This window comes from Stenotrophomonas sp. B1-1 (genome assembly GCF_010894375.1).
In the GTDB taxonomy this organism is placed as follows: domain Bacteria; phylum Pseudomonadota; class Gammaproteobacteria; order Xanthomonadales; family Xanthomonadaceae; genus Stenotrophomonas.
Genome location: NZ_JAAIUZ010000006.1, coordinates 142,507 through 163,967, shown reverse-complemented (window position 1 = coordinate 163,967; position 21,461 = coordinate 142,507). Strand labels below are relative to the sequence as shown.

Annotated in this window: 17 protein-coding genes; 5 read left to right on the top strand and 12 right to left on the bottom strand. The window is 68.5% G+C overall.

The window, feature by feature from the left end; genetic code table 11:
- Nucleotides 1-10: 10 nt before the first annotated feature.
- Complete coding sequence (locus G4G00_RS05395; protein ID WP_108754762.1) at nt 11-538, top strand: hypothetical protein; 528 nt, start codon at nt 11-13, stop codon at nt 536-538.
- 145 nt (nt 539-683) lie between these two features.
- On the top strand, nt 684-2,822 hold the full coding sequence (gene rlmKL / locus G4G00_RS05390; RefSeq protein WP_164271711.1) for a bifunctional 23S rRNA (guanine(2069)-N(7))-methyltransferase RlmK/23S rRNA (guanine(2445)-N(2))-methyltransferase RlmL: 2,139 nt from the start codon (nt 684-686) through the stop codon (nt 2,820-2,822).
- 218 nt (nt 2,823-3,040) lie between these two features.
- On the opposite strand, the gene G4G00_RS05385 is transcribed toward rlmKL, so the two are convergent.
- From G4G00_RS05385 to G4G00_RS05350, 8 genes are all read right to left on the bottom strand, one after another.
- Nucleotides 3,041-3,370, bottom strand: coding sequence for a DUF3325 domain-containing protein (locus tag G4G00_RS05385; protein WP_108752644.1), 330 nt, complete (start codon nt 3,368-3,370; stop codon nt 3,041-3,043).
- Nucleotides 3,367-4,995: a PepSY-associated TM helix domain-containing protein gene (locus G4G00_RS05380; RefSeq protein WP_164271708.1), complete on the bottom strand. Its 1,629-nt coding sequence runs from the start codon at nt 4,993-4,995 to the stop codon at nt 3,367-3,369. The genes G4G00_RS05385 and G4G00_RS05380 overlap by 4 nt, the downstream gene beginning before the upstream one ends.
- Nucleotides 4,992-5,312, bottom strand: coding sequence for a DUF3649 domain-containing protein (locus G4G00_RS05375; RefSeq protein ID WP_108752646.1), 321 nt, complete (start codon nt 5,310-5,312; stop codon nt 4,992-4,994). The genes G4G00_RS05380 and G4G00_RS05375 overlap by 4 nt, the downstream gene beginning before the upstream one ends.
- A gap of 105 nt (nt 5,313-5,417) precedes the next feature.
- Nucleotides 5,418-7,628 (bottom strand): TonB-dependent siderophore receptor, encoded by a 2,211-nt coding sequence (locus G4G00_RS05370; RefSeq protein ID WP_164271706.1) that lies wholly within the window; start codon nt 7,626-7,628, stop codon nt 5,418-5,420.
- Between the two features lie 262 nt (nt 7,629-7,890).
- Nucleotides 7,891-8,283, bottom strand: coding sequence for a DUF4124 domain-containing protein (locus G4G00_RS05365; RefSeq protein ID WP_159091884.1), 393 nt, complete (start codon nt 8,281-8,283; stop codon nt 7,891-7,893).
- A 445-nt stretch (nt 8,284-8,728) separates the two neighbouring features.
- Nucleotides 8,729-10,015 (bottom strand): DUF445 family protein, encoded by a 1,287-nt coding sequence (locus G4G00_RS05360; protein ID WP_108752648.1) that lies wholly within the window; start codon nt 10,013-10,015, stop codon nt 8,729-8,731.
- A 71-nt stretch (nt 10,016-10,086) separates the two neighbouring features.
- The gene (locus G4G00_RS05355; protein WP_164271703.1) at nt 10,087-10,965 is read right to left on the bottom strand and encodes a plasmid replication/partition related protein; all 879 of its coding nucleotides are present in this window, start codon (nt 10,963-10,965) and stop codon (nt 10,087-10,089) included.
- A gap of 63 nt (nt 10,966-11,028) precedes the next feature.
- Nucleotides 11,029-12,381, bottom strand: a complete 1,353-nt coding sequence (locus G4G00_RS05350; protein WP_108752650.1) for an aspartate aminotransferase family protein — start codon at nt 12,379-12,381, stop codon at nt 11,029-11,031.
- 119 nt (nt 12,382-12,500) lie between these two features.
- On the opposite strand from G4G00_RS05350, the gene G4G00_RS05345 reads away from it, so the two are divergent.
- On the top strand, nt 12,501-13,997 hold the full coding sequence (locus tag G4G00_RS05345) for an aldehyde dehydrogenase (protein WP_164271700.1): 1,497 nt from the start codon (nt 12,501-12,503) through the stop codon (nt 13,995-13,997).
- A gap of 347 nt (nt 13,998-14,344) precedes the next feature.
- The gene (locus G4G00_RS05340) at nt 14,345-15,625 is read left to right on the top strand and encodes an MFS transporter (protein WP_108752652.1); all 1,281 of its coding nucleotides are present in this window, start codon (nt 14,345-14,347) and stop codon (nt 15,623-15,625) included.
- Between the two features lie 6 nt (nt 15,626-15,631).
- Here the strand turns inward: G4G00_RS05340 and G4G00_RS05335 are convergent, their stop codons facing one another.
- The gene (locus G4G00_RS05335) at nt 15,632-16,093 is read right to left on the bottom strand and encodes a bacteriohemerythrin (RefSeq protein ID WP_164271697.1); all 462 of its coding nucleotides are present in this window, start codon (nt 16,091-16,093) and stop codon (nt 15,632-15,634) included.
- An 86-nt stretch (nt 16,094-16,179) separates the two neighbouring features.
- Nucleotides 16,180-17,523, bottom strand: coding sequence for a diguanylate cyclase (locus G4G00_RS05330; protein WP_108754764.1), 1,344 nt, complete (start codon nt 17,521-17,523; stop codon nt 16,180-16,182).
- Nucleotides 17,524-17,807: 284 nt separating this feature from the next.
- Here G4G00_RS05330 and G4G00_RS05325 point away from each other — a divergent pair, with 284 nt between their 5' ends.
- Entirely contained in the window at nt 17,808-18,239 is a 432-nt protein-coding gene (locus tag G4G00_RS05325) for a hypothetical protein (protein ID WP_108749131.1), read from the top strand.
- 50 nt (nt 18,240-18,289) lie between these two features.
- Here the strand turns inward: G4G00_RS05325 and G4G00_RS05320 are convergent, their stop codons facing one another.
- Both G4G00_RS05320 and G4G00_RS05315 read right to left on the bottom strand, forming a co-directional pair.
- A complete protein-coding gene (locus G4G00_RS05320; protein ID WP_234414668.1) occupies nt 18,290-19,870 on the bottom strand; it encodes an MASE1 domain-containing protein in 1,581 nt (526 codons plus the stop codon).
- Nucleotides 19,871-20,048: 178 nt separating this feature from the next.
- Complete coding sequence (locus G4G00_RS05315) at nt 20,049-21,287, bottom strand: FAD-binding oxidoreductase (protein ID WP_240336088.1); 1,239 nt, start codon at nt 21,285-21,287, stop codon at nt 20,049-20,051.
- Nucleotides 21,288-21,461: the final 174 nt, after the last annotated feature.

Below are 21,461 nucleotides of genomic sequence, written 5' to 3'. Positions count from 1 at the left end.
GCGTGTGCGCATGAGCCGCGGCCACTGCATCCTGTCCCACGGCTTCGAGAGCGGCCCGGAGGCGACCAAGGTCACCGCGCTGGCCGAAGTCGCCCAGCGCCTGGGCTGGTCCCACGAGCGCCCCGACTACACCGACCTGGACGCCATGAGCGAGGTCAGCCGCGTGGGCGACGTGCGTACCCGCCTGCAGCGCCTGGTGGAACGGGCCGCCGCGGCCGCCGCGCAGGGGCCGGTGGTACTGGCCGGCTCCAGCCTGGGCGCCTACATCTCCGCCATCGCCTCGCTGCAGGTGCCGGTGGCCGGCCTGTTCCTGATGGTGCCGCCCACCACCATGGGTCCGATGCCGGCACTGGACGCCGCCGCCGTGCCGACCAGCGTGGTCCAGGCCTGGCACGATGACGTGGTGCCGGCCACCGGGGTGATCGCCTGGGCGCAGGCGCGCTCGGCGCAGCTGCTGCTGGTGGACGATGGCCACCGCCTGGAACATCACGTGGAGGCCTCCGCACAGGCCTTCGAGCGCCTGCTGCGGCAGCTGTGAAGCCCGGGCGCACGGCGCGCGCGCCCGCATTGACTACAATGGCAGCCCCGCCGCCGCCGGCGCGGGCCTGCTGGCCGTTTCCGCGGCCCTCCCTTCCGAAAGGCCTGGCGCTCGCGCCGCGCCCGTCCACCTGCGAACCGATCCCGTGAAATTCTTCGTCTCCTGCGCCAAGGGCCTGGAATACCTGCTTGCCGACGAACTGTCGGCCCTGGGCCTTGGCAAGGCCACCGCCACCATCGCCGGCGTCAACGCCGAAGGCGAGCTGGCGCAGGCCCTGCGCATCGTGATGTGGTCGCGCCTGGCCAGCCGCGTGCTGTGGCCGATCGACGAGTTCGACTGCCCGGACGAGCAGGCCCTGTATGACGGCGTGCGCGCCCTGCCGTGGCACGAGCACATCAAGCCGGAGATGACCCTGGCGGTGGACGCGCACGTGTCCGGCGACAAGATCACCCACGCGCGCTTTGCCGCGCAGCGCATCAAGGACGCCATCGTCGACCGCATGCGCGATGAAGGCCTGGAACGGCCGTCGGTGAACACCGATCTGCCCGATGTGCGCGTGAACCTGTCGCTGCGCAAGGGCCGTGCGTCGCTGTCGATCGATCTGGGCGGTGGCCCGCTGCACCGCCGTGGCTGGCGTGGTGCCGCCCACGAGGCACCGCTGAAGGAAAACCTGGCTGCCGCGCTGCTGCTGCGCGCGCAGTGGCCGCGCCTGCACGCCGCCGGCGGTGGCTTGCTGGATCCGATGTGCGGCAGTGGCACCCTGCTGATCGAAGGCGCGCTGATGGCCGCCGACGTCGCCCCCGGCCTGATGCGCCACGGCAGCCTGCCGCCCAGCCGTTGGCTGGGCTTTGACAAGGCCGCCTGGAAGGCGATCCAGACCGAAGCACGCGACCGCGAAGCGGCCGGCCTGGCTGCCTTGAAGCCGGTCATCCACGGCAGTGACATCGACCCGGTAGCGATCCAGGCCGCGCGCGAGAACGCCGAAGTGGCCGGCGTGGCCCACGCCATCCGCTTCACCCGTGCCGACGTGGCCGACCTGGCCGCGCCGGAACAGGAGATCGGCGCGGTGGTCTGCAACCCGCCGTACGACGAGCGCCTGGCCGCCGACCCGGCCCTGTACCGCGCGCTGGGCAACGCCCTGCAGAAGGCGGTGCCGCAGTGGCGCGCCAGCCTGCTGTGTGGCAACGACGAACTGGCCTTCGCCACCGGCCTGCGTGCGTCCAAGAAGTACCAGATGTTCAATGGCGCGCTGGAATGCGCGCTGATCGTCTGCGACCCGATCGCCGTACCGGGCCGTGACCCGGCGCAGCCGCGCGAGCTGAGCGAAGGCGCGCAGATGGTGGCCAACCGCCTGCGCAAGAACCTGAAGAAGTTCAAGAGCTGGCGCGCGCGCGAGGACATCACCTGCTTCCGCGCCTACGATGCCGACCTGCCCGAGTACGCGGCCGCCATCGACGTCTACGAAGAAGACGGTGGCCAGCGCCGCACCTTCCTGCATGTGCAGGAATACGCGGCACCGGCGGCCATTCCGGAAAACGACGTGCGCCGCCGCCGCAACGAACTGCTGGCCGCCGCGCGCGAGGTGTTCGGCGTGCCGCCGGAACAGGTATCGATGAAGTCGCGCGAGCGCGGCAAGGGCGGCAGCAAGTACGGTCGCTTCGAGCAGCGCGATGAGTTCATCGTGGTGCGCGAGAACAACGCGCTGCTGCAGGTGAACCTGTTCGATTACCTCGATACCGGCCTGTTCCTGGACCACCGCCCGCTGCGCCGCATGATGGCCGAGCAGGTGTGTGGCAAGCGCTTCCTCAACCTGTTCTGCTACACCGGCGTGGCCAGCGTGCAGGCCGCCGTGGCCGGTGCGGCCAGCACCACCAGCGTGGACCTGTCGGCCACCTACCTGCAGTGGTGCTACGACAACCTGGCGCTGAACGGGCAGGGCGGCAACCAGCACCTGCTGGTGCAGGCCGATGCCATGGCCTGGCTGGAAGGCGATCGTGGCCAGTACGACGTGATCTTCTGTGACCCGCCGACGTTCTCCAACTCGGCCCGCGCCGATGACTTCGACGTGCAGCGCGAGCAGTTGAAGCTGCTGCGTGCGGCCGTGGCGCGGCTGGCGCCGGGCGGCGTGCTGTATTTCTCCAACAACTTCCGCCGCTTCAAGCTGGAAGAGAACGCCATTGCCGAATTCGCCCAGTGCCGCGAGATCACTGCGCGCACGATTGGTCCGGACTTCGAGCGCAATGCACGCATCCACCGTGCGTGGGAACTGAAGCGGGTGGGGTGAGCCCCCGCTTGGGGTCGGAGCCCCTGCGCTGCGCGCACGGGATCCGACCCCAGGATGATCGCGGAGCCCATCGGAACCGGCTTCTGTAGAGTCGAGCCTTGCTCGACTGCGCCTTGCAGGGACCCTTGTGGCCAGTAGATCCACGCCATGCGTGGATGGCGCCGTCTATGGGGTCAGAGCCCCTGCGCTGTGCTCAGGGGATCCGACCCCACGTGCGGTTACAGCAGCGCCACCAGCAGGCCCAGCAGCGGCAGGGCGATGGCCAGCGGTGCGATCCACTGCGGGCGGTACGGGTACAGGCCGAAGGCCAGCGGCACGCCGGCCAGGGTCAGCGCACCCAGCCACAGCACCGGGCCCATGGCCCAGCCGTGGTCGACCACGCACAGGGCGAAGGCCACCACCAGCAGCGCCCAGCCCAGCACGCGCCATTGCGTGCGCCGTGCCGGTGCCGCCGCGGCCTTCCCATGCAGGTCCTGCTGGTGTTTTTCCATTGCCAGCGACAGCGCGGTGAACGCAGCGAACGACAGGGTCAGGGCCAGCAGCATCATGCGCCAGCCTCCACTTCGGTCGCCGCAACCGGCGCCTTGGTTGCCGCTGCCGCCGCCGCGCGTTTCTTCTTCTCGGCCGCGCTCAACGGCGGCGTCCAGCGCTGCATGCGCCAGCCACACAGGGCCAGCATCGCGCCGAAGGCAAGCATCGACAGATCGAACCCGGCCAGCACCCAGTCACCGTTGCGCAGGGTCACGCCCAGGTGCGCGTGGGTGGTCAGTGCATTGACCACCGGCACCAGTGCGAACAACGCTGCACCCAGATACAGCTGCCAGGCCCACATCATCCGCTTGGGCCAGATGAAGGCGGCCAGCAGCGCCGCGCCCCAGGCGTAGAAGAACACGTTGGCTTCGGCGCTGGAGCGTTCGGCCAGGTCCAGCGGCAGCAAGCGGTTGCCCCAGAAGTAGGCCGCGAAGGCGATCGGCAGGCCAGCCACCGCGCCGATGTTCAGCGCATCGACCAGGCGCAGGCCGAAACCGATGCGGCCACTCTTGGCATGCTTGGGCCGTTCCTTCACCGCCCACAGCACCACGCCGCTGGCCACCATCAGGCAGCCGGTCAGGCCGGAGAGGAAGAACAGGGCGCGCAGGCCCCAATCGGCAAAGCGCGCCAGGTGCAGGCCGTACAGCACACCGCGGGTGGCGGTGGCACCGCCGGAAGGCGGGCTTTCCTGCAGCAGCGTGCCGTTGACCATGTCGTAGCGCAGCGACGGGGTGTCGATGGACAGGCGCTTGCCATCACGCTGGCGGATGTCGATCACCGCATTGCCCGCACCGGGGTTGGAAATGGTGAAGCCAGCCACTTCGACGCCGTGCCAGTGCGCGCGGGCGCTGTCGAGCAGGCGCGCGATGGCCACCGGTGCGGCCTTGCCCTGGGCCGGCTCGCTGACCTCGGCCATGCCACCGAACGCTTCGGCGAAGAACTTGTCCTCATCCTGCGGGTAGGCCACCTTCACCCCCCACGGCAGGTACATGATCATCAGCGTGACGATGCCGGTGTAGGTGATCATGGCGTGGTACGGCAGCGCCATCACCGCGCTCACGTTGTGGAAATCCAGCCACGAGCGCAGGCCCTTGTCCTTGCGGAAGGTGAAGAAGTCCTTGAAGATTTTCTTGTGGGTGATCACCCCGGTGATGATCGCCACCAGCATGAACATCGCGCAGAAGCCGACCAGGTAGCGCGCCCAGTACACCGGAATGTAGTGCAGGTCGAAATGCAGGCGGTAGAAGAAATCACCGCCGCGGGTTTCGCGCGCCTTCAGTTCGTTGCCGGTGTTGGGGTCCAGGGTGGCATCGCCGAACGCGCCGCGACGGCCCTTGGCCGGGTCGGCCTGGTCGGCGGGCACGCGCCAGAAGGTGCTCATGGCCGGGTTGCGCGGCTGCGGCAGCGTTACGTACCACATCTCGGCATTGCCGGCGTTGGCCTGCAGGTAGTCGACGGCGCGCTGCGCGGCCACGTCGGTGCTGACCCGCGCGCTGGGCAGTTCCGGGCGCATCCAGCGGCTTATTTCTTCGCGGTAGTAGCTGGCGGTGCCGGCCATGAAGATCAGCAGCAGCAGCCAGCCCACCAGCAGGCCGGTCCAGGTGTGCAGCCAGGCCATCGATTGGCGGAATCCGTTCTTCATGCCCAGGCCCCCAGCAGGCGCGCGATCGCGGCCATCAGCAGGGTGGGCAGCAGAATGCCCACCCAGGCGCGCAGCGCGCTGCGCGTGGCAAATGCCCACAGCGCGGCGCAGGCGGCCATCAGGATGCCCAGCATCATGCCGGTCAGCACGGTCTGCCCTCGCGCGCCGGGCAGGGCGACCACGCAGAACACACTGGTGACCGACGCCAGCGCGTAGCCGCCGAAGATGGCGGCCAGCGAACGGGACAGCACACCCCAGCGTGGGCTGGCGAAGAAGGTGCTGAGGCGGGAGCTGGCAATAGCGGGCGAGCGATCCACGGCAATCCTGCAGGTTGGTTGAAAGAAGGCCGGCGCACCGAAGTGCGCCGGGGGGCCATCCCTGGCCGGGTGCCGGTCGCAGAACCGGCACCATCCATCAGGTCATCAGAGCTTCCAGCGCAGGGTCATGGTGACGTTGCGCGGTTCGCCCCAGTACACGCCGTTGTAGAAACCGACGTTGTTGTAATACTTCTTGTCCAGCAGGTTGTTGACGTTCACCTGCGCACTGAAGTTCTCGTTGAAGCGGTAGCCACCGCCCAGGTTCAGCAGATAGAACGCGTCCTGGGTGATGCGTGCGCTCTGCGTGCCACCGGTGGCGACCGGCTTGGTGCTGTTGTTCCAGATGCTGCTCTGCCAGGTCACGCCGCCGCCCAGCCAGAAGCGGCTGTCGGCACCGCCGGGGCGCCAGCTGGCGTTGAGGCGGAAGGTGTCCTGCGGGGTGGTGGTCCGCTGCAGCACGCCGGCGGCGTTGCGGATCTTGGTATGGGCGAAGCCCGCCGACACGTTCCACTGCTCACCGATGCTGCCCTGGGTTTCGATTTCCCAGCCCTTCACCTTGTTGCCCTGGCCGGTGGAGCGGTAGGCCTGGCCACCGTCGGGCAGCGAGTTCAGCGGCACCGAATCATCGATCTCGGCCACGTTGTCCTGCTTGCCTTCAAACACCGCGGCCGAGGCATTGAGCAGGCCGCCGAAGAACTCGGCCTTCACGCCGGCTTCGTACATGTCGCCGACCACCGGCTCCAGGTAGTTGCCGTTGCGGTCGCGGTAGTTCTGCGGCTTGAAGATGTCGGTGTAGCTGACGTAGCCGCTGAAGATGTCGTTGAAGTCGTAGACCAGGCCGGCGTACGGGGTCAGGGTGTCATCGGGCTTGTAGCCGGTGCGGGTGGTGCGGTTGCGGTTGCCATTGGCATCGTAGCCGTAGGCCCACTGGCGCGTTTCCCAGCTGCCGTAGCGGGCGCCGACCACGGCCAGCAGCGGGTCGGCCAGGCGCAGGCGCGCGGCCACGTACGCGGCGCGCTGGCGCAGCTCGTTTTCCGAGGCCAGGCGGCCGTAGCGGGTGACCGGCAGCACCGGCACGTCACCGGTCCAGAGGCGCCAGTCGGCAACCTGCATGTAGCCCGGTGCGCTGGTATCGAACGAGGTCGCCTCCGATTCGCCCTTGCGCACCGCCTGGCCCAGGCCGAACACCAGTTCATGCTCGCGCCCGAACAGCTGGAACGGGCCGCCGACATTCACGTCGAACACGTCCATGGTGCTGTGTTCGTTGAAGTGCGAGACATAGGCGGTCACGCCGGTGCCGTCCGGGCGCGGATTGCCGGCCGCGCCGTACCAGACGCTGCCGTCGGTATCGCGCACGGCATGGGTCACGTTGCCCTTCAGCGACCAGCCATTGCCCAGCTGCTGTTCCAGGCGGGCGAAGGTGGTCTTTTCCACCATCGGCCAGCTGCTCCACGACGCCGACAGGTTGGTCGAGCGCGGCAGGTTGGCCGGGTTGCCATCGGCGCCCCAGTACGGCACCACGCCCCAGGTCACGCCGGTGGTGCGCGGCGACTGGTATTCGTAACCCAGTTCGAACAGGGTGCTGTCGCTCAGGTCGGCCTGCACGATGCCGTAGAACACGTCCTTGTCGAGCTTGTAGACATCGCGGAACGAATCGCTCTGCTGCTTGGCGGCGACCACGCGCGCACGGATGCGGCCGTCCCAGGCGATCGGGCCGCCCAGGTCGACTTCCATGCGCTGGTTGCCCCAGCGGCCCAGGATCAGGTTGGCGCCCATCTGCACGGTGTCGGTCGGGCGCTTGCGCACCATGCTGATGGTGCCCGACGGATCGCCGGCACCGGTGGTCAGGCCGGTGGCGCCTCGGATCACTTCGATGCGCTCGTAGATCACGTTGTCGGTGTTGGTCTTGATCGAGCCACCGAAGGTGTTGAGCATGCCATCGATCTGGAAGTTCTCGATGGTGTAGCCGCGCGAGACATAGTTGATGCGCTCGCTGTCGGTGACCGACACGGTGACGCCGGTCACCTGGCCCATCACATCGGACAGCGAGAACAGCCCCATGTCGTCCAGGCGCTGGCGGGTGATGACCGTGACCGACTGCGGCGTCTCGCGCAACGACAGGTCCAGCTTGGTTGCACTGCGGGTGTTCTTCACCGTGTAGCTGTTCTGGATCTCGCCATCGGCGGTCACCTTCACCGTGTCCAGCGTGCGCGCATCGGCATCGGCCGGCGCATCGGCGTGGGCCAGCGGCGCGCAGAACAGCATGGCCAGCGCCAGCGCCAATGGGGAAACAACGGGAACGTTCGGTCGGGACATGCAGTGCGATTCCATGCAGGAGAAAAACATCAGCGATGGAATCCATGCGTGCGGGCGCCCGCGCGGAATCGCGCGACCCGAGGCATCTCCCATCGCCACGCGCTGACGGCCAGGGCCGTCGGCGCACGAGGAGCCGGGGATGTACACGGGCGGAAGCGCGGTGGGGGCGCCGGGTGGCTGAGCGTACAACCGATCAGTAAATGATAGGCATTCGCATTTCGTTAATCAAGTGTGTACGCGCGCGCCGCGGCGTGGCCGCGCTTCAGCGTGAAGCGCAGCTGCGGGTGACGTCGTCGTTGAGCTGGCGCGCGGGCGTGCGCGAACCGAACCACTCGGCCAGCTCGCGGCGCGTGCGGGCCTTGTCGCAGGCTTCGGCATTGCTGGCCGCCTCGATCACCGTGCCGGTCACCGGCGCGGCACCACGGCCGGCATTGGCCTGCAGTTCGCGCCGCGCAACGCGCAGCTCGCGGTCCACGCGCTCGGCCTCCTGCCAGCTCAGTTTCGGGTCACGCACGATCGGTCGGGTCACCCCGGTATCCTGCCCGGCCGGGCAGGGCGTGCTCTGGTAGATCGTGCGGCCACCGTCGTTGCACTTGTACACGCGCTGCGCGCACGCCTCACCGGCCGCCAGCAGCAGCGGCAGCAGAACCAACATCCTTTGCATGGATCCCCCCGTGGGCCACCCTGGCCCACATGGCGCGGGAGCATACGGAGTGTGACCCCCGTCGCGCAATACGCCTGCGCCATCCACCACAGCTGGGGTCAGAGCCCGTTGCTGCGCAACGGGATCCGACCCCGTGCCGTTCCGACAGATCGCGGGAAACTGTCGAAGGCGGGGTGGGTCCGGTTGCGGGGGCGTGAGCCGCATGGATGCGGCGACCGAGCCTACATGGGTGAGGGCGCTTTGCTTGCGAAGCACTGCTTCGCAAGCGCCCGAACGCACAGCCGCCAGCGGCTGGGCCGGGCCCCGGAGGGGGACTTGCAGCGTCCCCCGCAACCGGACCCACCCCGCCATCCCACGGAATGCCAGCTTTTGACGTTGCTTCAGTCGAGCATGGCTCGACTCTACACGGGTACAGGGCGCCGCCCTGTCGCCCCCCTCAGAACCGGAATACCACCGTCGCGGCATGCAGCAACAACCCGATCAGCCCGCCCACCAGGGTGCCGTTGAAACGGATGAACTGCAGGTCGCGGCCCACGCTCAGTTCCAGCTGTTCCACCAGGTGGCGCTCGTCCCAGCCCTTCACCGTCTGCGCGATGTGGCTGGTCACCCCTTCGCGCAGGCGCCCGGTCAGGCGCTGCGCACCTTCCAGCAGATGCTGGTTCAGCGCATCGCGCAGGGCCGGGTCGGCCTGCAGGGTCTGCCCCAGCGACGCCAGGCTGCGCTGCAGATGCCCCACCAGCGCCGAATCGTCGCGCTGCAGGTCGGCGCGCAGCGTGGCGTGGATGCGCGACCAAAGGCCCTGCACGTACTCCTGCAGGGCAGGGTGGTCGATCATTTCCTGCTTCAGCTGTTCGATGCGCTCGGCCAGCGCCGGATCATCGCGCAGGCGCTGTACGTAGTTCTGCAGCCAGGTTTCGTAATCCTGGCGCAGCGGATGCTGCGGCTCGGCCAGTACCTGCTGCAGTTCCTCCAGCACCGCCCGCGCCAAGCGCTCGGCCAGGCTGTCGCCGATCTCGTCGATCGGCTTCACCCAGTTCACCGTGCTGGACAGCGTGGGCCATTCGCGTTGGATGTAGCGCACGATCAGCTGCGAGGCGCGTTCTTTTACTTCCGGCTGTTCCAGCCAGCGGCCCAACCGCTGCAGGCCTTCGTCCAGCACGCGCTGGTGGCGGCCATCGGCGGTCAGCAGGGCCAGCAGTTCGCCGGCAGTGGCCGCCGCGTTCCACTGCCGCAGCTGCTGCACCACGAAGCCATGCAGCTGCCGGCGCACCGCGCCTTCATCGAAGAAATCCAGCGCCTGCAGGGCCCAGCCACGGGCCATGTCGGCCAGCATGCGCGCGCGTTCGGGTTCGGCCAGCCAACTGCCCAGGCGGCCGGCCGGGTCGAACACCTGCAGGCGGGCCAGCAGCACGCCCGGTTCCAGGAACTGGTCGCGCACGAACAGCGCCAGACTGTCGCCGATGCGTTCCTTGCTGCGCGGAATGATGGCGGTATGCGGAATGGGCAGCCCCATCGGCCGCCGGAACAGCGCGACCACCGCGAACCAGTCTGCAAGTGCGCCCACCGCGGCGGCTTCGCAGAAGGCCGACACCCAGGCCCAGATGCCCCGTTCACCCTGCCAGTGGCTGACCGCGAAACCGGCCAGCATCAGCAGCAGCAGGCCCAGGGCCAGGGCTTTCAGGCGCCGCAGCTGGGCGCGACGCGGATCGATGGCAGACGTCATGGCCGCAGTCTAACCGGCACCGGATGACGCCAACGCAACGGTGGCGCCGGGCAGGACCCGGCGCCAGCCGATCACAGGGCTTCCAGCTGCTTTCGCAGTGCGGCCAGCTGCGCGCGCAGGGTGTCGTTCTCGCGGGTCAGCGCCACCACCCGGCGGCGCAGTGCCGGCGCGTCTTCGCCCAACTGCTCCAGCGCCGACAGCACCTCGGCATCGCGGCTGGCCACCTCGTCGTCGCTGGGCTCTTCGAAATCCATCTCGGCCGGTTCGGGCTTCGGCGCGCGCGGCTTGCGTTTGGATTCGCGCACGCGCTTGGCGGCCTGCTTCAGCTCGTCCTTGCCACCGGCCGCAGCCGCGCGCTGCTCTTCTTCCGGCAGGTCGGCCACGGCGGCGGCCGCGCTGATCGAAATCACCCCGGCCTTCACTGCCTCTACCACTTCAGCCGCGGCCTGGGCGTGGATGCGCTCGATCATGCCCACCTGGCTGGTGCTCAGCTTGGCTTCGCGGGCCAGTTCCGCGCGGCTGACCTTCGGTGCCGGTTCCCACGGCGGGCTGTCTTCGCCCGCGTCGTCGGCCGGGTCGGCCGTGCCATCGCTTTCGCGCTGCAGCTGCGCCTGTTCCACCTGCTTGCGTGCGGACAGGATGTCACGCTTGCGCAAGGCCAGCACACCGCGCTGGAAGTCGGACACGCTGCGGCGGCCCAGGTGCTGCTCGATCATCCACAGGTGTACGTCTTCCATGCTCTGGAAGCGGGTGTTCTGCACGGTGTTGAACGGCAGGCCGTGTTTCTGGCAGATGCCAAAGCGGTTGTGGCCGTCCACCAGCACATCGCCCCACAGCACCAGCGCATCGCGGCAGCCTTCGGCCAGGATGCTGCGCTCCAGCGCGTCATGCTCGTCGGCGGTCAGCGGGTCGATGTAGGCCTTCAATTCTTCTTTGACGACGATATCCATGGGCACGGCAACAGGCAGGAGCGGAACCGACCATTGTACCCGCTCGCCCGGTCCGGCCCCGGCTCAGGCGGTGGCCCGGATCATCTCGCCCAGGATGCCGGTGATCTGGTCGATCTGTGGCTTGTCCACGATCAGCGGCGGTGACAGCGCGATGATGTCGCCGGTGCAGCGCACCAGCAGCCGGCCATCGTGGAAGCAGCGCCGGAACACCTCGTAGCCGCGGCTGCCGGGAGCATCGCGGCGCGGCGCCAGCTCCACCGCACCGACCAGGCCGAAGTTGCGGATGTCGATCACGTTGGGCAGGCCCTGCAGCGCGTGCAGGCGTTCCTGCCAATACTCGCCCAGCTCGATGGCGCGCTCGAACAGCCGTTCTTCGGCGTAGATGTCCAGCGTAGCCAGCGCCGCGGCGCAGGCCAACGGGTGGCCCGAGTACGTATAGCCATGGAACAGTTCGATCGCCTGCGCCGGGCCCTGCATGAAGCTGGCATGCACGCTGTCGCTGACCAGCACCCCGCCCAGCGGCACGGCGCCGTTGCTGGCGCCCTTGGCGAAGGTCAGCAGGTCCGGGGTGACCCCGAAGCGCTGTGCTGCGAAGGGCATGCCGACCCGCCCAAAGCCGGTGATCACTTCGTCGAACACCAGCAGGATGCCGTGCTGGTCGCAGATCTCGCGCAGCCGCTGCAGGTAGCCGGGGGCGGGCAGGATCACCCCGGCCGAACCGGCCACCGGCTCGACGAACACCGCGGCGATGGTGGACGGGTCGTGCAGTGCGACCAGCCGTTCCAGGTCATCGGCCAGTTCGGCACCCTGCCGCGGCAGGCCCTTGCTGAAGGCGTTGCGCTCCAGGTCCAGGGTGTGCCGCAGGTAGTCCACGCCGCCCAGTTGCAGGCCGAACTGTTTGCGGTTGTTGGGCAGTCCGCCCAGCGCCATGCCGCCGAAACCCACCCCGTGGTAGCCCTTTTCGCGGCTGATGAAGCGGGTGCGCTGGCCTTCGCCGCGCAGGCGATGGTGGGCCAGCACGATCTTCATCGCGGTATCCACCGCTTCCGAGCCGGAACTGGTCAGGAACACATGGTTCAGGCTGGCCGGGGCCAGTGCGGCCAGGCGCTGGGCCAGGGCGAAGGCCGGCGGCGAACCCATCTGGAAGCCGGGCGCGTAGTCCAGCGTGGCGGCCTGGTCGGCGATGGCCTTGATGATGCCGGGACGGGCGTGGCCGGCATTGCAGCACCACAGGCCGGCGGTGCCATCGAGGATGCTGCGCCCGTCCACATCTTCGTAGTGCATGCCGGCGGCGCGCACCAGCATGCGTGGCGCACCCTTGTATTGGCGGTTGGCGGTGAACGGCATCCAGTACGCATCGAGCGATTCGGGGCGCTGGGTCGCCAGCGCGTGCGGGTCGATCGCGGGATTCTTCATGCCGCCTCCGTCGGGTCCGTTGCGCTGACTGTAGCGCAGCCGGTGGGCGCGATGCCCGCTCACGGGCGGAATGCGGGCGTGGCGGTATAACCGGGGCAGTTCTCCACCCGGAACCGGACATGGCCGACTTCCCCGACCGCAGCCATTGGCAGGCACTGGCCCGCCAACTGGCCCTGCCATCGCAGGCCTTCATCGATGGCCGCTACGTGGACGCAGCCAGCGGCGCGCGCTTCGACTGCATCAGCCCCATCGATGGGCGCTTGCTGGGCCCGGTGGCCGACTGCGATGCACACGACGTGGACCGTGCGGTACTGGCCGCGCGCCGCGCGTTCGATGCGGGCCACTGGTCGCAGGCCAGCCCGCCCCATCGCAAGCGCGTGCTGCAGGCGCTTGCCGCGCTGGTGGAACACCATGCCGACGAACTGGCGCTGCTGGAAACGTTGGACATGGGCAAGCCGGTGCGCGATGCGCGGCGCATCGACCTGCCCGGCGTGGTGCGCTGCCTGAGCTGGACGGCCGAGGCGGTGGACAAGCTGTACGGCGGGATAGCGCCCACCGGGCCGCACGAACTGGGCCTGGTCAGTCGCGAGCCTGCCGGCGTGGTGGGGGCCATCGTGCCGTGGAATTTCCCACTGCTGATGGCCTGCTGGAAGATCGCGCCGGCACTGGCGATGGGCAATTCGGTGGTGCTGAAGCCGTCCGAGCGCTCACCGTTGAGCGCGCTGCGGCTGGCCGCGCTGGCCGCCGAAGCCGGGCTGCCGGACGGTGTGCTGAACGTGCTGCCGGGCCATGGCGAACGCGTGGGCGAACCGCTGGCCCTGCACATGGACGTGGACGTGCTGGCCTTCACCGGTTCCACCGCCACCGGCGCCCGGCTGCTGCAGTACGCCGGGCGTTCCAATCTGAAGCGGGTCTGGCTGGAGTGCGGTGGCAAGAGCCCGCACCTGGTCTTTGCCGATGCACCGGATCTGGATGCCGCGGCCAAGGGCGTGGCGCAGGGCATCTTCTTCAATCAGGGTGAGGTCTGCACGGCGGGCGCGCGCCTGTTGGTGGAGCGCTCGATCCGTGATGATTTCGTGCACCAGGTGCTGGCGTACGCGCGGCACATGCAGCCGCGGCACCCGCTGGAAGCGGACGCGCCGATGGGCGCGCTGGTGGATGCGGCGCACGTGGAAAAAGTGCTGGCCGATATCGCCCGCGCCGAGGCCGACGGTGCGCGCCTGCTGTTGGGTGGGCAACGCGCGCAGGTCGAGGCGGGCGGATGCTACGTGCAGCCCACCGTGTTCGACCAGGTGCGGCCGGAACAGGCGCTGGCCCGCGAAGAAGTGTTCGGGCCGGTGCTGGCAGTGTTGGGTTTCGACGGCGAAGCCGAGGCCGTGCGCCTGGCCAATGACAGTCGCTATGGGCTGGCCGCAGGGTTGTGGACGCGCGATCTGGGCCGCGCCCACCGCGTGGCCCGCCAGTTGCGCGCGGGCAGCGTGTGGGTGAATGGCTGGGATGGCGGAGACATGACCGCGCCGTTTGGCGGCTACAAGCAATCGGGAAATGGCCGCGACAAATCGCTGCATGCCTTCGACAAGTACAGCGAGATCAAGGCCACCTGGATCCAGTTGTAGAGTCGAGCTTGCTCGACTGCTCTTCGCTTTCTGTAGAGTCGAGCCATGCTCGACCGCTCTTCGCTTTCTGTAGAGTCGAGCCATGCTCGACTGCTCTTCGCGAACGGCAGTCGAGCAAGCTCGACTCTACAACGGCACGGCAGTCGAGCAAGCTCGACTCTACAACGGCACGGCAGTCGAGCAGGCTCGACTCTACCGGCAACGTGCGCTGATCCATGCAGTAACCGGTGGCGCAGCGTAACGCCCGGCCAGAAAAATTCCGTTGTCTTGGTGTCGGCTGAAACCATCGTCTCGTCAGGGCGTCCGCGCGTGGCAGAATCGGTCGGTCCACCTTCCACGCCTCGCCGATGTCCACGCTCTCCACTGCTGCAGCCCCCGTGAATTCGCCCCGCCGTGTGCTGCTGGCCAGCCTGATCGGCACCACCATCGAATTCTTCGATTTCTACATCTATGCCACCGCAGCGGTGCTGGTGTTCCCGCACCTGTTCTTCCCGGAAAGCAGCGACCAGGCGGCCCTGCTGCAGTCGCTGGCGACCTTCGCGGTGGCCTTCATCGCGCGGCCGGTGGGCTCGGCAGTGTTCGGCCACTTCGGCGACCGCATCGGTCGCAAGGCCACGCTGGTGGCGGCGCTGCTGACCATGGGGCTGTCAACTGTCGCTATCGGCCTGCTGCCGACCCATGCGCAGATCGGGCTATGGGCGCCGGCACTGCTGGCCCTGTGCCGTTTCGGCCAGGGCCTGGGGCTGGGCGGCGAATGGGGCGGGGCGGTGCTGCTGGCCACCGAGAACGCACCGCCGGGCAAGCGCGCCTGGTACGGCATGTTCCCGCAGCTGGGTGCGCCGCTGGGGTTCCTGTTGTCGGCGGGTATTTTCCTGCTGTTGGGGCGCTGGCTCAGTCAGCAGGATTTCCTGCAGTGGGGCTGGCGCATTCCGTTCGTGGCCAGCGCGCTGCTGGTCACGCTGGGGCTGTGGGTACGGTTGAAGATCCACGAAACGCCGGATTTCCAGAAGGCACTGGATCGCAAGGCGCCGGTGCGCCTGCCGATGTGGACCGTGCTGCGCCACCATGCCGTACCCATGCTGCTGGGCACGCTGGGCGCCTTTGCCACCTTCGTGCTGTTCTACCTGATGACGGTGTTCAGCCTGGGCCACGGCACCGCGGTGCTGGGCTACAGCCGCGAGCAGTTCCTGCTGATGCAGATGGTGGCCATGCTGTTCTTCGCCATTGGCATCCCGTTGTCGGCGCGCTATGGCGACCGCTGGGGCACGCGCCGCACGATGATCATCGCCAGCGTGCTGATCCTGGGCTTCGGTGTGCTGTTCGCGCCGCTGTTCCAGGCGCACAGCCCGTGGCTGGTGCTCACCTTCCTGTGCCTGGGGCTGTTCCTGATGGGCCTGACCTACGGCCCCTGCGGCACCTTCCTGGCTGAGATCTATCCGGTGGAGGTGCGCTACACCGGCGCCTCGCTGTCGTTCAACCTGGCCGGCATCCTGGGCGCGGCGCCGGCACCGTATCTGGCCACCTGGCTGGCCGAACGCTTCGGACTGGTGGCGGTGGGCTACTACCTGTGCCTGACCGCGGTGGCCACGCTGTGCGCGCTGGTGGCGCTGCACCGGCGCGGTCGTTGACGGCCGTCAGCCGAAGACGCGCTTGAGCGTGCGGCCCAGCCAACCGCCGCTCTGGTGCTCGCGGGTGAACTGGTTCAAGTGCGCCTTCACCTGCTCGGCATAGGCCTGGTCGTCGCCACGGATGTGGTTGAACAACCAGCGCGAGAGCATGGTGCGCAGCTCGTCGCTGACATCCTCGCCAGCCTGGAAACGCAACCGGTACTCGGCCACGCGCTTGATGAAGATTTCATGCACGCGCTTGTGCGCCGCGCAGAACGGGTAGCCCGCTTCCTCCATCAATTCCTCTTCGAACGCGAAGTGGGACATGGTGTAGTCCACCACCTCGTCGATCACCTCGGCCACCGCCACCCGCTGCAGGCTGGACTGCGCTACGTGCAGGTGGTTGAGCATTTCCACGATGCGACGATGCTGCTGGTCGATCACATCGATGCCCGTGTTCAGATCGTCCTGCCAGAGCAGTAGTGCCATCCGTGCGCCCCCCTTCATGCTGATGTCGGGTGCGACTGTAGGCGCGCGCCCGGCAGGCGGCGTTGATCTGGATCAAAGCATGCGTGTCAGGATAAAGCAGGCTCACGCGCGCGCTGCGGCGGTGCCACCGTGGTGCTGCTGACCCGGTTGCGGCCGCCGGCCTTGGCCAGGTACAGCTGGCGGTCGGCTTCGGAAATCAGCCGGTGCAGCGAATCGCGCTGCGGCTGCAGGCAGCACAGGCCAATGCTGACGGTCATGCGCAGGGTGGCGGTGCCGATATCCACCTGCAGCGCGGCGATGCGCTGGCGCAGTTCCTCGAAGTACTGCAGCGCTTCGTCCTGTTCCATGTCCGGCACCAGCAGGCAGAACTCTTCGCCACCAAAGCGTGCGATCAGGTCCTGGCTGCGCGCATGGTCGCCCACCGCGCGGGCGACGGCGCGCAGGGCATCGTCGCCGGCTTCGTGGCCGTAGGTATCGTTGATGTGCTTGAAGTGGTCGATGTCGATCATCGCCACCGCCACGCTCTGGCCATGCAGCTGCAGTTGCGGCAGCTGGCGCTGGCTCTGTTCCAGAAAACAGCGGCGGTTGGGCAGGCCGGTGAGGAAATCACGGGTGGCCAGATCCTGCAGGGTACCGATCAGTTCCAGCTGGTCCACGTTCTGCGAGACGCGGCAGAAGAATTCTTCGCGCGAGAATGGCTTGCGCAGGAAATCGTTGGCGCCGTTCTTCAGGAAGCGCGGGATCAACGAGGCGTCGGTGTTGCCGGAAATACCGATCACCGCCACCTTGTCGCGCGAGCGCAGGGTACGCAGGCGGCGGGTGAATTCCACGCCCTGCATGCCCGGCATTTCCTGGTCCACTACCGCCAGGCGGATGGCCGGATGGGCCTCGATGGCGGCCAGGCCCTCGTTGCCATCGGCTGCTTCGTACACTTCATGGCCGTACATGCGCAGCAGCGCGGCTGCATAACCCCGTGCGGATGGCGAATCGTCCACCACCAGCGCGGCGATGCGCCGGTTGCGCTCCAGCCGCTGTACCAGCCAGACCAGGTAATCGATGCTGCCCGGGGTGTTCTTCAGCACATAGTCGATGATCTGCTGCTGCAGCACGCGCTTGCGCAGGTCTTCGTCATACACGCCGCTGACCACCACGGTGGGCAGATCGCGCTTCAGGAAGAACTCGACCACCGCATCGCGGTCACCATCGGCCAGCACCAGTCCGGTCAGTACCAGGAACCAGCCGTCTTCCTCGCTCAGCAGGCGGCCGGCCTCGGCCAGGGTGGACGCCACCACCACAGGCAGCTCCAGGCGCTGTTCGATCGCCTCGCGCAGCATGCCGGTGAACGCACGTGAATTTTCCACCAGCAGGATCCGCTGCGGCAGGGGATCGGCCAGGTCGCCATCGACAACGACCTGCGGCAGGACGGGCATGGTGCGGTGGCTCACGTGGGAGGGCTTGGCCGGGGTAGCGGCCGTTGCAGCCGAAACTTTAGCCCAGGGTGGCCGGTGGCAGCGGGGGCGGCACATGGCTGCGCTGGCCCCGGACCGGTATGCTCGGTGCCGCTACCCGACCGTCCTGGCCGGGGGCCCTCGGAGTTCCTGGGCACCGCCGGTGCCCGCGCCGATGCACACCGGTTGTGCCAGGCGAACGCGGCAGTGCCTGGCCGCCCATCAACATTCAATCCACAAGGGGGTTGCCCGTGCGTTTTTCCCGTATGCGTATCGCAATTGCAGCGGCTGCGCTGCTGTCCACGCCGATGATTGCTGCAGCCGCCTGCTGCCCCAGCGACGGCAATGGTATCCAGCTGGCCAAGAGTGGTCTGGGCGAAGCGCTGCCCGCCGCACTGAACCTGAGCCAGGATCCGGCCTGGCAGGTCTATGGGTTCCAGCGCGATGGCATCACCTATTTCCAGGTGAATGACCTGACCGGCCAGGTGAAGTTGATCGTCGGCACGCTGGACAACGTGTTCTGGACCCTGCCGGCCGGCAAGTCGCCGGCCAAGACCTCGCTGCCCTCGCAGCGTCTGGTGATTCCGGCCAACGCATCGCGCCAGGTGGTGTACCGCCGCGCCGAGTTCTCGCTGGTGGTCTACGGCAAGGGCGCCGATGCGATCTGGTCGGTGGAACTGCCGGGCGAAGGGCAGTAAGCACGGTGCATGACCGGCCCTGCTGCATGCGGGGCCGGTCGTTGCTGCGCTCAACCCAGGCCGTGCGGCGCCAGCCGTGCCCGCAGCGGGGCGTCCTGTTCCACCTGCGCCGGTGAATCCAGCAGCAGCATCCGGATGCGGTTGCCACGGCAGTCCACGCGGCCGCCGTAGGCAATGGCCCGCGCGCTCAGCCGGCGCCGCGCCAGTGCCATGGTTTCCTCCGACAGCGTGCGGTGGCGGTCCAGCAGACCCACCGTTACTACGATTCCGCGCTGCGCGCCGCGTCGGCCGCAGCGTGCGCGCACCTGGATCTGCCCACGCTCGCCGTTCAGCAGCAGCGACACGGCCTCGGCCAGGGTGCGGTATGTGGCCAACTGCAGGCCCAGGTTCAACTGGCAGGGGTCGCCCTGCAGCTGGTGACGGCCCAGGCGATCTGTCGCGTCCCAGGCCTGGTGGATGCCGCTGGCCTGCAGGGCCAGGTACAGCCCCAGCTGCTCCAGCTCGGCCGGGTAGACCATGCTGGTCAGCTCGCGGAACTGTCGTGAATGGCTCGTCGCGGTGCCCAGCAGTTGCCGCGCGGGTTCGTGGTGGCCGTGCAGCTTCAGCAGTTCGGCGGTCTCGCCCAGCGATGCTTCAATGTCATCGGCAATCCGGCGCAGCGCCAACGCACGCTGGCGCAGGTCCATTTCGTTGGCGATGTGCGCGTTGCGGGAAAAGTCGGCGGCCTGCCGACCGGCCTGGTCGTGGTGCGCGTACTGGTGGTAGTGCTGGCTGATGCGCGAGCCCAGCGCCAGCAGCGCGGTACCGGCCACCGCCACGATCTGTACGGTCATGAAGGTGCGCTCGTCGAACGAGCCGGGTAGGCCACTGCTGGGCGTGCCCACGCTGATCAGCATGTTCAACAGCGGCACGGCCACCGCCGCGCCACGCCAGCCGTGCATGCAGGTCAGAGCCACCGCAGGCAGGGCCATCAGCAGCTGCAGGCTGGTCTTGGCCGGATCGGAACTGGCGCCGGCCCAGATTGCCGTGCCGCCCAGCAGCAGCAGGGCCGCCAGCGATGCCAGCGTCGGCCACTGCCGCCAGCTGGACCAGTCATGGCCCGCACTGCGCTGCGACCACAGCAGGGCCAGCGGTACCACGGTGATGATGGCGATGTAGTCGCCCAGCACGTAGCGCACGGCGGTGCCCAGCACCGGATCGGACGGCGGGGTGGGCCACAGCAGATGGGCCAGGCCCAGCTTCAGTACCGCGGTGGCCAGCGCGGCCCACGCGGCGATGGACAGCACCCAGCCTTCACCGGCCGTGGCCAGGCGACGACGGTGCAGGCCCACCACCAGGGCGACCGCCGGTATCAGGCAGGCCGATGCCAGCACCACCCACGGCAGGCCATAGCGGTCGACCATGGGGTAGCGCATCTGCGCGAAGTAGGCGTATTCGCCCAGGATCAGATAGCCCCACAGCCGGGGCGGGCACAGCAGCAGCGCGGCCACGCGGATGCCGGCCGGCAGGTAGAACTGGTCCAGCGAAATCTGCCGGGTGGCCCAGCAGGCAAGCGCATACAGCGCCGCCAGAGCAAGCCCCGCCGGCCGGATACGCACATCCAGGCGAATTCCATTCGTCCACCAGTTCAATCGCAAGCCTCCCTTGCTGCTGCGCGTAAGCGCCACCCAGGCATCGCACCTGGCCCCAGTCCGCGACAGTATCGGCTGACGCGGACGCTTGCAATTGCCTGCAACCGGCGTGCCGGGGCGGCCGGTGCCCACTGCGGGCCGCCGGTGCTGACCGGGTTCACACTTTCACATCAGGCGGTTACCACAGGGCATCGCGCAGCTTGTACCAGGACATGGCCGCCACCAGCAGCGGGGTCCGCAGCAGGCGCCCGCCGGGGAAGGGGGCGTGGTGCAGGCGCTGGTACACGTCCAGGCGTTCGCTTTGGCCGGCGATCGCCGCGGCGATCACCTCGCCGGCCAGCCCAGCCGCGGCCACGCCGTGGCCGGAAAAGCCCTGCGCGAAGTACAGGTTCGGGTCCAGCCGGCCCCAGTGCGGGGCGCGGTTGCGGGTGATGTCCACCAAGCCGCCCCAGACCTGTTCCAGGCCTACATCGGCCAGCTGTGGGAAGACCTGGTGCATACGCCGCTGCATCACCCGGCGCAGGCCCGGCGGCGGCAGCGCCGAATAGCTGGCGCGGCCGCCGAACAGCAGGCGGTGGTCGTGGCTGAGGCGGAAGTAGTCCAGCGCCCAGGCGGTGTCTGCCACCGCCATGTTGTTGGCGATCAATGCGCGCGCGCGTTCGGCGCCCAGCGGTGCGCTGGCGCCCACGTAGGTGCCGACCGGCATGATGCGGCGCTCCAGGTCGGGCAACAGGCCCTGCAGCAGCGCGTTGCCCGCCACCACCAGATGGCGGGCGTGCACGCTGCCGGCGGCCGTGTGCAGGGCCGGCGCCGAACCGCGCTGCAGCCGCACCACCGGTGAGCGTTCGTGGATGACTACCCCGGCCGCACGCGCCGCGTCGGCCAGGCCGCGCGCGTAGGCCAGTGGGTGCAGGTGGGCACTGAGTGGGTCGAACATGGCCGCGCGGTAGCGCGGGCTGTCCAGCTGGGCGGCAAGGGTGGGGCGGTCCCACCATTGCATGGGGTAGTCGTAGTGGCGCTGCAGGTGTTCGCAATGCCCCCGCAGCTCGCGCTCGTGGCGGGCGCGGATGGCCACGCTGGCGTGGCCTTCCACCCAGTGGCAATCGATGGCATGGCGATCGATGCGCCGGCGCATTGCCTGCACGGCCTCGCGTGACCAGTCGAACAGCAGGCGGGCGTCGGCGCGGCCGACCTCGCGCTCCAGCGTGTCCACTTCGCAGCCGTAGCCCACCAGCGCCTGGCCGCCGTTGCGGCCCGACGCCCCCCAGCCGATCCGCTGCGCTTCCAGCACCACCACCCGGTAGCCGCGCGCGGCCAGTTCCAGCGCGGCGGTCAGGCCGGTGTAGCCGGCGCCCAGCACCGCCACGTCGGCCTGCACCTGGCCCTGCAGGGGCGGCAGTGGCGACGGCTCGGGCAGGCTGGCCGCGTACCAGCTGGGCGGGAAGGCCGCGCTCACAGCGGCCCTCGCAGGCGTGCGGTGGGCGGTTCGGACGGGGCAGGGGAGGCGCTGTTCACCCGCGTAGTTTCGCCCAGCGGCGTGCCCGTGGACGTGATGGCGACGCCTTGCCGCCCTGGCCACGGCGCAGGTACC